This is a genomic window from Pseudomonas sp. NPDC096925, from assembly GCF_044762545.1.
Classification (GTDB): Bacteria; Pseudomonadota; Gammaproteobacteria; order Pseudomonadales; family Pseudomonadaceae; genus Aquipseudomonas.
This window is the reverse complement of the sequence record NZ_JBIWEM010000008.1, coordinates 228975-243032: the sequence shown is the minus strand read 5'-3', so window position 1 is coordinate 243032 and position 14058 is coordinate 228975. Positions and strand designations below refer to the sequence as shown.

The 14058-nt window shown below is 61.7% G+C and carries 11 protein-coding genes; 6 read left to right on the top strand and 5 right to left on the bottom strand.

Going from position 1 to position 14058, the window contains the following annotated elements; genetic code table 11:
• Positions 1 to 5 precede the first annotated feature (5 nt).
• The 4 genes from bioC to bioB are packed head-to-tail and all read right to left on the bottom strand — an operon-like array spanning position 6 to position 3773.
• Positions 6 to 824 (bottom strand): malonyl-ACP O-methyltransferase BioC, encoded by an 819-nt coding sequence (gene bioC / locus ACIQYU_RS21620; protein WP_207834061.1) that lies wholly within the window; start codon positions 822 to 824, stop codon positions 6 to 8.
• Positions 817 to 1548 carry an alpha/beta fold hydrolase gene (locus ACIQYU_RS21615; RefSeq protein ID WP_207834059.1) on the bottom strand — a complete coding sequence of 244 codons (732 nt, stop codon included), beginning with the start codon at positions 1546 to 1548 and terminating at the stop codon, positions 817 to 819. The genes bioC and ACIQYU_RS21615 overlap by 8 nt, the downstream gene beginning before the upstream one ends.
• Complete coding sequence (gene bioF / locus ACIQYU_RS21610; RefSeq protein WP_207834057.1) at positions 1541 to 2713, bottom strand: 8-amino-7-oxononanoate synthase; 1173 nt, start codon at positions 2711 to 2713, stop codon at positions 1541 to 1543. The genes ACIQYU_RS21615 and bioF overlap by 8 nt, the downstream gene beginning before the upstream one ends.
• A gap of 1 nt (position 2714) precedes the next feature.
• Positions 2715 to 3773, bottom strand: coding sequence for a biotin synthase BioB (bioB, locus tag ACIQYU_RS21605; RefSeq protein ID WP_013970556.1), 1059 nt, complete (start codon positions 3771 to 3773; stop codon positions 2715 to 2717).
• A gap of 89 nt (positions 3774 to 3862) precedes the next feature.
• On the opposite strand from bioB, the gene ACIQYU_RS21600 reads away from it, so the two are divergent.
• The 5 genes from ACIQYU_RS21600 to rarD all read left to right on the top strand — a co-directional run bounded on the left by ACIQYU_RS21600 (position 3863) and on the right by rarD (position 10518).
• Positions 3863 to 4594: a ComF family protein gene (locus tag ACIQYU_RS21600; protein WP_233688019.1), complete on the top strand. Its 732-nt coding sequence runs from the start codon at positions 3863 to 3865 to the stop codon at positions 4592 to 4594.
• Between the two features lie 121 nt (positions 4595 to 4715).
• Positions 4716 to 5480, top strand: a complete 765-nt coding sequence (locus ACIQYU_RS21595) for a TOBE domain-containing protein (RefSeq protein WP_207834053.1) — start codon at positions 4716 to 4718, stop codon at positions 5478 to 5480.
• A 162-nt stretch (positions 5481 to 5642) separates the two neighbouring features.
• Positions 5643 to 6617, top strand: a complete 975-nt coding sequence (locus ACIQYU_RS21590; protein ID WP_207834044.1) for a serine/threonine protein kinase — start codon at positions 5643 to 5645, stop codon at positions 6615 to 6617.
• 374 nt (positions 6618 to 6991) lie between these two features.
• The gene (locus ACIQYU_RS21585) at positions 6992 to 9472 is read left to right on the top strand and encodes a hypothetical protein (protein WP_207834026.1); all 2481 of its coding nucleotides are present in this window, start codon (positions 6992 to 6994) and stop codon (positions 9470 to 9472) included.
• Between the two features lie 158 nt (positions 9473 to 9630).
• Positions 9631 to 10518, top strand: coding sequence for an EamA family transporter RarD (gene rarD / locus ACIQYU_RS21580; RefSeq protein WP_233688020.1), 888 nt, complete (start codon positions 9631 to 9633; stop codon positions 10516 to 10518).
• 255 nt (positions 10519 to 10773) lie between these two features.
• On the opposite strand, the gene ACIQYU_RS21575 is transcribed toward rarD, so the two are convergent.
• A complete protein-coding gene (locus ACIQYU_RS21575) occupies positions 10774 to 11292 on the bottom strand; it encodes a glycine cleavage system protein R (RefSeq protein WP_207834021.1) in 519 nt (172 codons plus the stop codon).
• Between the two features lie 452 nt (positions 11293 to 11744).
• Between ACIQYU_RS21575 and ACIQYU_RS21570 the strand changes: the two genes are divergently transcribed.
• A complete protein-coding gene (locus ACIQYU_RS21570; RefSeq protein ID WP_207834012.1) occupies positions 11745 to 13922 on the top strand; it encodes a malate synthase G in 2178 nt (725 codons plus the stop codon).
• Positions 13923 to 14058 lie beyond the last annotated feature (136 nt).

Here is a 14058-nt window from a genome sequence, read left to right as displayed (position 1 = left end):
TCCCCTTACGCCTGTGGCTTGCGCAACACACCATAGACCACCTGGTAGGTGGCTGGCAGCCCCTCGGGCTGGCGAAATGCCTCATAGGCCTGCAGCAGGCCCTGCATGCGGGCCCGGCCGGTAAGCCCGGAAGGCCGGCCAGGGTTCAGGTTGTGGGCACCGAGGGCCTTGAGTTCATGGGTCAGGCTGCGCACATCCGGGTAGTGCAGCACGTGCGGGCAGCGCTGCAGCCCAAGCTGTTCGAAGCCGCTGGCGGCGCACAGACGCTGATAGTCCTCGAAACGGCGGAAGCGGTTCACGTGCACCAGGCCATCCACCGCCTGCCAACTGGCGCGCAGTTCATCGAGGGTACCCACACACAGGCTGCTGAAGGCCAGCACGCCGCCCGGGCGCAGTACTCGCAGCACTTCTGCCAGCACGCTTGCGAACTGGTCGCACCACTGCACGGCCAGGCTGGTAAACACCAGGTCGACGCTGGCATCACGCAGTGGCAAACGCTCGGCATCACCGGCCACATGATAGTGCGCCCCGCCCTGTTCGTTGCGAGCATGGCACAACATGCCCTCGGCGATATCCACCGCCACGCCGCTGGCCTGGGTGAACCGCTCGGCCAGCGCCCGGCTGAAATGACCGGTGCCGCTGCCCAGATCCAGCCAGCGTGACGGCTGCAAGCCTTCCGGCAACTGCTCCAGCAGGTGCGAACCCACCGCACGCTGCAAGGCTGCCACGCTGTCGTAGCTGGCCGCGGCGCGGGAGAACGAGGCCGCCACCTGGCGCTTGTCGGGCAGCGCGCCGGGCAGGGTCGGACGGGAAAGGTCAGTCATCGCCACTCTCATGCAGGAAACTCTTGATGCCCGCCGCCAGTTCCTGCGGATACTCCAGCAGGAACGCGTGGGAACTGTCTTCGACCAGGCCCACCTCCACATCGGGCAGCAGCTCGCTCAGCGCTTTTGCCGCCTCGGCCGGCACCAGCGCGTCGCTGCCGGCGAACAGGTGCAGCTGTGGGCCACCGTAGGCCTGCAGGGCTTCGCGGGTGTCCAGCCTGGCCAGCACTTCCAGGCCGGTGGCCAGGTACAGCGGGTCGGTATCCGGTACGCCGACACCCAGCTGGCGTAACAATGTGCGGGGTTGCAGGGCGCCATCGCTGCACAGTGTGCGGAAGCGCTTGAGGGTGACCTGGGTATGGTTGCGGCAGCCGTCGAGGAAGGTGCCGAAGGTGTCTTCGGCCATGCCGTGGGGCCAGTCCGGGCGAGCTACGAAACTAGGGTTGCTGGCCAGGGTCAGCAGGCCGCAGCAATGGTCGCCGCGCTTGTGCGCCAGGGCGCTGGCCAGCATGCCGCCGAGCGACCAGCCGCCCAGCCAGACATCGCTCGGCAGCTTGCGGTCGAGGTGGTCGACCCAGGCCTGCACATCGCTGTGGGGCAGTTCCGGCAAGGGCATCAGCTCCACCTGCAGGCGGGCGTCCTGGGCACGCAGGCTGGCGGCCAGCGGCTCCAGGGAAGCAGTGCCCAGGCCCCAGCCAGGCAACAGAACAAGTCGATTACGCATCGGCGCTCTCCAACTGTGGATAACACTCGGCCAATGCATTCAACAATAGCTGCACCTGCGCCTCGCTGTGCGCCGCGCTCAATGTCACCCGCAGGCGCGCGCTGCCCGCTGGCACGGTGGGCGGGCGGATGGCCGTAACCAGCAAGCCGCGCTCACGCAGCATGCGTGACAGGCGCAGGGCCTGCGCGCTGTCGCCGATGACGATTGGCTGGATCGGTGTCGGGCTGTCCATCAATACCAGGCCGATCTGCTGCGCGCCTTCCCGGAACTGGCGGATCAGCGCTGCCAGATGCTCGCGGCGCCAGGTCTCACGGCGTAGCAGTTCCAGGCTCTTGAGCGTGGCACAGGCCAGGGCCGGTGGCTGGCTGGTGGTGTAGATGTACGGGCGGGCGAACTGCACCAGCGCTTCGATCAGCTCTTCGCTGCCGGCCACAAAGGCGCCAGCGGTACCGCAGGCCTTGCCCAACGTACCGATCAGCACCGGCACGTCATCCACGCCCAGACCAAAGTGCTCGACAATACCGCCGCCCCGGGTGCCGAGGGTACCCAGGCCATGAGCATCGTCGACCATCAACCAGGCGCCGCGGGCGCGGGCGACAGCGGCCAGCGCCGGCAAGTCGGCCAGGTCGCCATCCATGCTGAACACGCCGTCGGTCACCACCAGCGTATTGCCGACGGCCTTGTCCAGGCGACTGGCCAGGCTGGCCGGGTCGTTGTGCAGGTAGCGGTTGAAACGGGCGCCGCTGAGCAGCCCGCCATCCAGCAGCGAAGCGTGGTTCAAACGGTCCTGAAGCACCGTGTCCCCCTGCCCCACCAGCGCGGTGATGGCGCCCAGGTTGGCCATATAGCCTGTGGAGAACAGCAACGCACGCGGGCGCCCGGTGAGCTCGGCCAAGGCCTCTTCCACCTGATGGTGCGGCGTACTGTGGCCGATCACCAGGTGCGAGGCACCGCCACCGACACCCCAACGCTCGGCGCCGGCCTGCCAGGCAGCGACTACTTCAGGGTGGTTGGCCAGGCCCAGGTAGTCATTGCTGCAGAAGGCCAGCAAGCGCTGGCCATCGACCACTACTTCCGGCCCCTGCGGGCTTTCCAGCAATGGCCGCTGCCGATACAGGTCTGCAGCACGCCGTTCGGCCAGACGCGCCGCCAGGTCGAAGGCCATCTCAGGCCGTCGCGGCGTTGTAGAACATCTCGCTGCTGCGCTGTTCGACCAGCGCCTGCTCGATCGCCGCCTGGTGCACTTCGTCGGCGTGCTCTTCACGCGCTTCGGGCTTGATGCCCAGGCGTGCGAACAGCTGCATGTCCTTGTCGGCCTGCGGGTTGGCAGTGGTCAGCAGCTTTTCACCGTAGAAGATCGAGTTGGCGCCCGCCATGAAGGCCAGGGCCTGCATCTGCTCGTTCATCTGCTCACGGCCGGCGGACAGGCGCACGTGCGACTTGGGCATGAGGATACGGGCCACGGCCAGCATGCGAATGAAGTCGAACGGGTCGACGTCCTCTTCCTCGGCCAGCGGCGTGCCGGCCACCTTGACCAGCATGTTGATCGGCACCGACTCCGGGTGCTCGGGCAAGTTGGCCAGCTGGATCAGCAGGCCGGCGCGGTCGTCCAGCGACTCGCCCATGCCAAGGATGCCGCCGGAGCAGATCTTCATCCCGGCATCGCGCACGTAGGCCAGGGTCTGCAGGCGCTCGCTGTAGGTGCGGGTGGTGATGATGCTGCCGTAGAACTCCGGCGAAGTGTCGAGGTTGTGGTTGTAGTAGTCCAGGCCGGCCTGGGCCAGAGCCTTGGTCTGCTCCTGGTCGAGCTTGCCGAGGGTCATGCAGGTTTCCAGGCCCATGGCTTTCACGCCTTTGACCATCTCCAGCACGTAGGGCATGTCTTTGGCCGACGGGTGCTTCCACGCCGCACCCATGCAGAAGCGGGTAGAACCGATGGCTTTGGCGCGGGCAGCTTCTTCCAGCACCTTCTGCACTTCCATCAGCTTCTGTTTTTCCAGCCCAGTGTTGTAGTGACCGGACTGTGGACAATATTTGCAATCTTCCGGGCAGGCGCCGGTCTTGATCGACAGCAGGGTCGAAACCTGAACGCGGTTCGGGTCGAAATGCGCGCGGTGCACGGTTTGCGCCTGGAACAGCAGGTCATTGAACGGTTGCTGGAACAGCGCCTTGACCTCGGCCAGGGACCAGTCGTGACGTGTTGTTGCAGTTGTGCTGGCGCTCATTGGCGTTTCCTTGTTTAGGCTGAAGCTGGCGCCGGGACAGGAAAGCCCGCCAGCGCATCACGGATAGCTCGCATAGTCATGGAAGGCCTATGAACTGTCAACCACAGCTGAAAAGACTGGTTTACAAGTGCTCACTTATTAATCAAACGTGCTTGCTGTGCGATGAGCCTGCCGATCAGCCCTACCCGCTGTGCATCGCCTGCGAGCAGGAACTGCCCTGGCTGGGCGACCAGTGCCTGCGCTGCGCCCTGCCGTTGCCCATGGCCGGCCTGACCTGCGTCCCGTGCTGCCGCCGCGCACCGGCCTTCGAGCAGGTGATTGCACTGTGGCATTTCGGCTTTCCGGTGGACACGCTGATCAGCCGTTTCAAGCACAACCGCCAGTGGCCTTTGGGCCGCCTGATGGCCGAATTGCTCGGGCATGGGCTGTTGCACCGCTTTGCCGAAGGGCTGCCGCGCCCCGACCTGTTGTTGCCTGTGCCCTTGGCCAAAGGTCGACTACGGGAGCGGGGGTTCAACCAGGCGGGGATGCTCGGACGCTGGCTGTCGACGCACGTGGGGGTACGTTGCGACGAGCGGTTGTTGCTGCGCACACGAGAGACGCCTGCGCAGCAACAACTGGATGCCAAGGCCAGGCGACGCAACCTACGCCAGGCGTTTGCGGTCACGGGCGAGTTGACGGGCAAGCACGTCGCCATTGTCGATGACGTGCTGACCACCGGTACCACAGCCCAAGCCATTGCCCAGGTGCTGCGCAAGGCCGGGGCGCAGCGGGTGGATGTGTACTGCCTGGCGCGTACGCCCAAGCCGGGTCATCTGTGATTTCAAGGGCCTCTTCGCCGGCAAGCCAGCTCCCAGAGTGAGCGCATGTACATTTAAATTTTGAGCAAGACAGTTGCTCCTACACACTATCCATCCTCAGGCCCCACAAGACTGAATGCCCATGTCCCTGCCCCCCCTCCTCACCCAGCACATCGCCCGCCGGCCCCAGCGCATTGCGCTGCTGCAGCACATTGCCGAAGAAGGGTCGATCACCCGCGCCGCCAAGGCCGCGGGCATCAGCTACAAGGCTGCCTGGGACGCCATTGACGAACTCAACAATCTGGCTCGCCAGCCCTTGGTCGAGCGCAGCACCGGCGGGCGTGGCGGCGGTGGTGCCCGCCTGTCAACGGAAGGCGAGCGAGTACTGCGTCTGTATCAGAGGCTGCAGGTCCTGCAGGCGCAAATCCTCGAAGCAGCGGAAGAGTCCAGTGACCTCGACCTGCTCGGTCGGCTGATGCTGCGTACCAGCGCGCGCAACCAGTTGCAGGGCCAGGTCAGCGGCCTGCGTCGTGAGGGTCGGCATGATCGTGTCAGCCTGGCGTTGGGCGGTGGGCTGGAGATCGAGGCGTTGATCACCCCCGACAGCACCGCGCGGCTTGAGCTGACCCTGGGCACGATGGTGGTGGCGCTGCTCAAGGCGGGGTGGGTGAGGTTGTTGGCCGACGAGGAAGAGGCCGAAGCGGGGAGTAATTGCCTGCGGGCGACGGTGGAGGAGGTGCTGGCGGAGGCTGATGGGCCTGGTGAGGTCAGGTTGGCGTTGGGGAATGGGCAGACGTTGTGTGCGTTTGCCGAGGCGGATTGGTTGGCTGGGCAGCAGGTGGCAGCTGGCAGTTCGGTGCGGGTTCAGTTTCATCCCTCCTATGTATTGCTTGGGATTCCTGCATAGCCTGGCCGCGCTTTGCGCGGTTCGCGGGTAAACCCGCTCCCACAGGTGCATCGTTTCCCTGGCGGCTGCGCCGTCCATGTGGGAGCGGGTTTACCCGCGAAGAGGCCGGTACAGGCATAACGCGTTACCATGGCCCCCACGCCGCCTATCCCCGGAGCCACCATGTCCCACCCCTTCGACACCCTCACCCCTGACCTGGTCCTGGACGCAGTGGAAAGCCTGGGCTTTCTCAGCGATGCCCGGGTGCTGGCGCTGAACAGCTACGAGAACCGCGTCTACCAGGTGGGCATCGAGGGCGCGCAACCGCTGATCGCCAAGTTCTACCGCCCAGGCCGCTGGAGCGATGCGGCCATCCTCGAAGAACACGCCTTCACAGCCGAACTGGCCGACTGCGAAGTGCCGGTGGTTGCGCCAATGCAGCACGACGGCCGCACCCTGTTCGAACACCGGGGCTTTCGCTTCACCCTGTTCCCCCGCCGCGGCGGCCACGCCCCGGAGCCAGGCAACCTCGACCAGCTCTACCGCCTCGGCCAGTTGCTCGGCCGCCTGCATGCCGTCGGCGCCAGCAAACCATTCCAGCACCGCGAGGCGCTGGCTGTGGACAACTTCGGCCACGCCTCGCTGAATACCTTGCTGGAAGGCGATTTTGTCCCCCGCGAGCTGCTGCCGGCTTTCGAATCGGTGGCGCGCGACCTGCTCAAGCGGGTGGAGGACATCTATGCCCGCACGCCGCACCAGCTCATTCGCCTGCACGGCGACCTGCACCCCGGCAACCTGATGCACCGCGACGAGGTGTACCACGTGGTCGACCTCGACGACTGCCGCATGGGCCCGGCGGTGCAGGACCTGTGGATGATGCTGGCCGGCAGCCGCGAGGAGCGCCTGGGGCAACTGGCCGAGCTGATCGACGGCTATAACGAATTCCACGACTTCGACCCGCGCGAACTGGCGCTGATCGAACCCCTGCGCGCCCTGCGCCAGCTGCACTACAGCGCCTGGCTGGCACGGCGCTGGGACGACCCGGCGTTCCCGCCCAGCTTCCCTTGGTTCGGCCAACCGCGCTACTGGGGTGACCAGATTCTTGCCCTGCGCGAACAGATGGCCGCGCTGGATGAGCCGCCGTTGAAGTTGTTCTAAGTTCTGCGTCAGAAAGAATCGACCTGGCAGACACCCCATCGCGCAAGCCGGCAAACGCAAATGTCGGCCCTCTCCCGCAACTTCCTTACATGCTGAACCTAGCATTTTTGCCAGTAGGCAAGGCGGGAGGCTGGGTGTAAAAAAACTCCCGAGGCAATGCGGGATTTTCAGCAATGAATAAAGCAAACCGTGGCGTACTGATCGGGCGCATGCTTCCGGCCAAATCCCTCCATCACAATAAAGTCCACTTCAAGCATTAAGTTCGACCCGGCACCGCAATTAATGCGAGCACCAAAACCCAGTGAACCATGGCCAATCACAATATTCCATGGCGATAGCGCTCGAACTCATAAACCCTTCCAAGCGAGAAACTCATGAACAGCTCTACAAAACAGTCGCTCGAACAGTTCCTGGAAGAACTAGCCAAAGTACGTAAGAATTTTGGCTACCCGGTAATTGTGGCATTTGATCGAAAAACTGCAAACCATGTATTGAAGCAAGAATTTATCGAGCGGTATGCGGGCGGACTGTTTCTGGACCCGATGAATAGCGAGGTTGATATTGAAGCAGGCCTTTCCTATCACCAGCTTCAGGATTTCTGCCTGGATGAACCCAGGCTATCATTTGAGAATTCAGACCTCAGTAATTCCAAAGCCAAGTTAATGATGCGAAGTGTGCGAGGCAAACAGATTCAGTTAAGCCAGTCGATAGGTAGCACACGCAGGCGGGTTACGCGACTGGCGGAGGCAACACCTGTCAATGGCCCGTCTCTGGTATTTGACGTCGACTTGATAAGTGATAGGGGAGAGGTTTCCAAGGAGGGTAGAGCCTATTTCAGCTTTATCACCAAAAGTAACTATTACTTTTATGGCGGCGTAACATCATTTGAAATCGAAAAACTTGGGCAACATTTCAGTCGATTCTTTAACGACTACGCTGAAGCGCCTGAGGAAAGGGCTCGAATCGAGTACACATTGGGCCAGCTTTCGAATCTGGCGAACTCTCCACTAAAGCCACATAGATTTGCAATACGTACCCATGGTGCCCCCGGAGCAGGACGTGTAAACACGGAAGGCTTTGGCGACGGTGCTGTCGTTCTATTTGTCGAACTGGAAGGGTTCGACAGTGATGACGCTAGCCCGCCAGACGAGAATAGAAAGCTCCCTTATCTTTTACCGGAGGGCCTCAGTGCCAACGTGCTGCTGCACTCGAATTTCATTATAGCAAACCTGATAATTCCGAAGTTAAAGTCTAGCGATTCGTCTGTTCGCCTGCTTGACTGGAAAGCCATGCATATCAACACCTCGAATAACATTGAATACATAGCTGCTGGAAAATTCAAAATTGCCGAAATGAATTACGGCAAAGTCGGCCAGGACTACATCAGATTCCATGCGGAAGCCTTTGACTATATCGCACCCGCCGAGGGTAATACCAAAGAGAAGCTCAGGATAAAGCACGATAAAGACCGACTGATCATTGAGTGGATTGGAACCACCGACAGATATGCACGAGTAACCTGGGGTTATGATGAAAATCCGGGCGTAACTGACGGCAGACTGACCACAGTCTGGAACTTCCAGCACCAGTATAAATTCTCAGTAGACGACCAGGAAGGCCGACACAAACTGGTTCTTTCGCGAGTTGGAGGAAGCGGGTCCTTCAACTGGTACGTATCTGACAAACTGGACGAGGCCCTTGACGATAAAAACCAACATATCAGGGACTTTATTGAAGAGCGCTTGAAGAAAAACTTCGATGACTTCCTGTTTGGTGTAAATGACTCCTTCGCCGGTATAAGTACTGAAGTAGACACCTTCATCCTTTCGTCACTACTGTTCCGCAACTCGCAAGTCACCCTTGAGTCGGCACATTGGCCGAATGACGTGACCGCCCTGGGTCAACTGGCGCCTGAGCGAAACAAGCTCACAATTACCAGAAGCGACGACAAACCGATCGACAACGGTGAAACCAGCGTACTGCCCGGCGGGAGCATAACCTTCAAGACCGAAGCCGCCAGCGGAGGCGTAACATGGAGCGTACGTCACCTCCCTGATTACAACGGTGACAACCCTACAGGCACAATCCACCCGAGTACCGGAACTTACTCCGCGCCCGCTGCCGACCAATTCGAAGGCAGTCACATCAAGGTCATCGTTAGCGCTCAAATAGGCAGTGCGGTTTCTCATGTACTGGTGAGCGTTCTGCGAACCAGTATCAGTATCTACCCCTCCATCGCGACCGTAAACCTGAACGCCTATACCGATATAGTCGCTGGCGAAATGAACAGAAATGACATCAGCATGAAAGTCGAAGGGCTGGGTGACCTGGTCGACGCGCCCGACCCCGACCCTCTAGGTCAGGTAAACAAACGCTACCTCCCCCCCAAACAGGTGCCAGAGTGGGAAGAAGGCATGCCCAAAGTTGATTCGGTACTGCGTCTTGATAAAGTAGTGGTCAGCAGTAAGACTTTCACCAAGACCGTCCATATACTCTTGCCTGTTGAAATGGAAGGCGCTTATTGGCTGAAGCCAAAGCAGGGGCAAGCAGGTGTGGAGCTTGAATTCTGGGTGAAGCCCAATGGCAGGCCGGAGCAGCAAGTACCAAAGGAACAAACCTCATGGCATGTGCGTGTCGGCAATGGCACAATCGACGACGGTATCTACACGCCACACCCTTCCAGGCCGGACGATGAGTACATTGTCATCGTGGCGATCCATGACGGGCAATTCGTACCTCAATACGCCAGTTTGATTCTGCCCATTCCCTTTGTCAGTGCTGAAAAATTCCTGGCTCTTTATGCATCCGTTGAAGCTAGCGACAATTCGCGTAGGGCGCGCATAAACCGGGAATGATCGGTTGGGTGTGCATTTGACGGCCAGACTCCCCGTGCCGTTGACGCGAAAACCAGGGCCATGCCCTGGTTTTCGCGTTTCATAAGTGCCAGCACAACTCGCCAACCTGTGCTGAAATAGCCCTGCGCTTTATTTAGCTACCTAAGCAAGGATTCTGCATGCACGCCGCAAACCCGCGTCGCGGGTACCTACTGGGCCTCAGCGCCTACATCATCTGGGGCCTGTTCCCCCTGTACTTCAAGGCGATCCAGAGCGTCCCGGCGGTGGAGATCATTGTCCACCGGGTACTGTGGTCGGCACTGTTCGGCTCACTGCTGCTACTGGTGTGGAAACACCCCGGCTGGTGGCGTGAACTGCGCAACAATCCGCGCCGGCTGGGCATCCTCGCCCTGAGCGGGGCGCTGATCGCCGGTAACTGGCTGACCTACGTCTGGTCGGTGAACAACGGGCGCATGCTCGAGGCCAGCCTGGGCTACTACATCAACCCGCTGATCAATGTGCTGCTGGGCATGCTGATTCTTGGCGAGCGCCTGCGCCGCCTGCAGTGGCTGGCCGTGGCCATGGCTGCCGTGGGTGTAGCCCAGCAAGTATGGCAGGTGGGCAGCCTGCCCTGGGTGTCGCTGGTGCTGGCACTGAGCTTCGGCTTCTATGGGCTGATTCGCAAGCAGGCACCGGTGGCGGCACTGCCGGGCCTGGTGGTGGAAACCTGGATGCTGGTACCGCTGGCGCTTGGCTGGCTGTTGCTGCACCCGGCGGCGACAAGTGCCCAGGGCGCGTTCTACACCAGCAGCGAAGCGTTGTGGTTGATGGCCGCGGGGCCGGTGACACTGGTGCCGCTGGTGTGCTTCAACGCGGCCGCGCGCCACTTGCCGTACACCACACTGGGCTTCCTGCAATACCTGGCGCCGACCCTGGTGCTGCTGCAGGCGGTGCTGCTGTTCGATGAGCATCTGTCATCGAGCAACCTGGTGGCGTTCATGTTCATCTGGGCGGGCTTGGCGATTTACAGCGTCGATGCGTGGCTGAGTTTGCGCAAGCGCAGCTGATCAAAAAACAAACAAACCTCTGCAGGCCATGTGATTCTTGGCCTGCAGAGACATCTCCAAAGGTTATCCACACCCTGGTCCCCGTACTTTGTGCACAAGCTGCTGATTTTTGAGCATTTTTTGAGCAAAGCTGTGGAAGGCGCGCAGTTATTGGGCTGGAGAGGTACACCCCCAGGTTATCCACAGGGCCTTCCCCGTGATATCGGGATAACCGCAGGGGGGCTGCTTTGCAGCCCTTTCGCCGGCAATCCCGGATTACTCCTCCGGCCGCAGCTTCAACTCCACCATCAAGTCGTCCGCCAGGCTCTCCAGCTTCTGCTGCAAGTCGTCCAGCGACAGGGTCAACGGCAATGCCAGCAAGGCATCGGCATGGAACAGCGGCTCGCTGCTCATCGGCGCCGGCCGCACCTCAGTGGTAAACCGCTCAAGGTTCACCCCCAGGTCCGCCAGCAAGCGGGTGATGTCACGCACGATCCCCGGCCGGTCATTCCCTACCAGCTCCATGGCAATCGGCTTCCAGGTGCACGACGGCTCGATGCCGCTCTCGGCGATCAGCACGCGAATGTCATGGCGGACCAACCCCTGCAGCGAGGCCACCAGCTCGTCGTAGTTTTCCGCCGGCACCGCCACCCGCAGGATGCCGGCAAACTGCCCGGCCATGCGCGACATGCGGCTTTCCAGCCAGTTGCCACTGTGGTCGGCGATGCACTGGGCAATGCGCTCGACCTGGCCCGCCTTGTCGGGGGCAATCACTGTCAGTACAAGATGATCCACAAGCCCTTCCTCGTGTCGGACCGCTTCCGGGCGGCAGAAAATCGGGGGATCGACTCAGTATAGGCAAGGCGCGGCAACCTGCCGCAGGGCAATCTGCATAACGAATCGTGTACTGTTTCAAGATTTATCTGGAACAATCCACCTGTTTTTTGCGAACATACCCACTCCCAGCGTGACCATACGCGACCAACGGGTCGCATAACGGCGCTTTTAGTCTGATTTTGCCCCGCCTACTGCTTCATGTAGTATCCCGTGGCGCGGACTACAAAACGTCGTTTGGATGTCTGCCAAGGCGCCTGTGAAAATACGCACACTGTCTGCCAGCCGGTCTGGCAGGCCGCACCCAGCCGCGCTCGGGGCTTTACTCGGGGGCATGCACTGGTGCCGTGTTTAGAGAAGCGCTACAGGCTTAATACAGAAGAGCGAAATAGCTGAGCAGAGTGAGGCAAGCAATGACTGGATACGTTCAAGTCGGTGGCCTTCAGGTCGCCAAGGTCCTGTACGACTTCGTGAACAACGAAGCCATCCCCGGGACCGGCATCGTCGCCGAGCAGTTCTGGGCGGGTGCAGAGAAGATCATCAATGACCTCGCTCCAAAGAACAAAGCCCTGCTCGCCAAGCGCGACGAGCTGCAAGCCAAGATCGACGCCTGGCACCAGGCACGCAAAGGCCAGGCCCACGACGCCGCAGCCTACAAAAGCTTCCTCCAGGAAATCGGCTACCTGCTGCCACAAGCCGACGATTTCCAGGCCACCACCCAGAACGTGGACGAAGAAATCGCCCACATGGCCGGCCCGCAGCTGGTCGTTCCGGTGATGAACGCCCGCTTCGCCCTGAACGCCGCCAACGCCCGCTGGGGTTCGCTGTACGACGCGCTGTATGGCACCGATGCCATCAGCGATGAAGGCGGCGCCGAGAAAGGCCAGGGCTACAACAAGGTGCGTGGCGACAAGGTCATCGCCTTCGCCCGCGCCTTCCTCGACGAAGCCGCACCACTGGCAGCCGGCTCGCACGTCGACTCCACCGGCTACCGTATCGAAGGCGGCAAGCTGATCGTCGCCCTGAAAGGCGGCAGCAACAGCGGCCTGCGTGACGACGCCCAGCTGATCGGCTTCCACGGCGATGCCGCCGCGCCGACCGCCGTGTTGCTCAAGCACAACGGCCTGCACTTCGAAATCCAGGTCGATGCCAGCACCCCGGTCGGCAGCACCGACGCCGCCGGCGTCAAAGACATCCTGATGGAATCGGCGCTGACCACCATCATGGACTGCGAAGACTCGGTTGCCGCCGTCGACGCCGACGACAAGGTGATCGTCTACCGCAACTGGCTGGGCCTGATGAAAGGCGACCTGGCCGAAAGCGTGACCAAGGGTGGCAAGACCTTCACCCGCACCATGAACCCGGACCGCGAGTACGCCGCACCCAACGGTGGCAGCGTGACCCTGCACGGCCGTTCGCTGCTGTTCGTGCGCAACGTTGGCCACCTGATGACCAACCCGGCGATCCTCGACGCCCAGGGCAACGAAATCCCCGAAGGTATCCAGGACGGCCTGTTCACCAACCTGATCGCCCTGCACAACCTCAACGGCAACACCAGCCGCAAGAACACCCGCAGCGGCAGCGTGTACATCGTCAAGCCGAAGATGCACGGGCCGGAGGAAGTCGCCTTCGCCGCCGAGATCTTCAGCCAGGTCGAAGACCTGCTGGGCATGAAGCGCAATACCGTCAAGGTCGGCATCATGGACGAGGAGCGCCGCACCACGGTCAACCTCAAGTCGTGCATCAAGGCTGCAGCCGAGCGCGTGGTGTTCATCAACACCGGCTTCCTCGACCGTACCGGCGATGAAATCCACACCTCGATGGAGGCCGGCGCCGTGGTGCGCAAGGGCGCCATGAAGAACGAGAAATGGATCGGTGCCTACGAGAACAACAACGTCGACGTCGGCCTGGCCACCGGCCTGCAAGGCCGTGCGCAGATCGGCAAAGGCATGTGGGCCATGCCGGACCTGATGGCGGCCATGCTCGAGCAGAAGATCGCCCACCCGCTGGCCGGCGCCAACACCGCCTGGGTACCGTCGCCGACCGCCGCCACCCTGCACGCCCTGCACTACCACAAGGTGGACGTACAGGCGCGTCAGCGTGAACTGGCTTCGCGTACCCCGGCGTCGGTGGACGATATCCTGACCATCCCGCTGGCCACCGACACCAACTGGTCGGCCGAAGAGATCCGCAACGAACTGGACAACAACGCCCAGGGTATCCTCGGCTACGTGGTGCGCTGGATCGACCAGGGCGTGGGTTGCTCGAAGGTGCCGGACATCAACAACGTCGGCCTGATGGAAGACCGCGCCACCCTGCGTATTTCGGCCCAGCTGCTGGCCAACTGGCTGCGCCACGGCGTGGTCAGCCAGGAGCAGGTGCTGGAGAGCCTCAAGCGCATGGCTGTAGTGGTTGACCAGCAGAACGCCGGTGACGCGCTGTACCGCCCGATGGCCCCGAACTTCGACGACAACGTCGCGTTCCAGGCGGCAGTGGAGCTGGTGGTGGAAGGTGGCAAGCAGCCGAACGGTTATACCGAGCCGGTACTGCACCGCCGTCGCCGCGAGTTCAAGGCGCGTAACGGGTTGTAAGCGACATCTGCGACAGGGGGCCGCTTTGCGGCCCTTTCGCGACACAAGGCCGCTCCCACAGGAACCGCGCAAGGCTGAGGTTTGGCGCGGTACTTGTGGGAGCGGCCTTGTGTCGCGAAAGGGCTGCAAAGCAGCC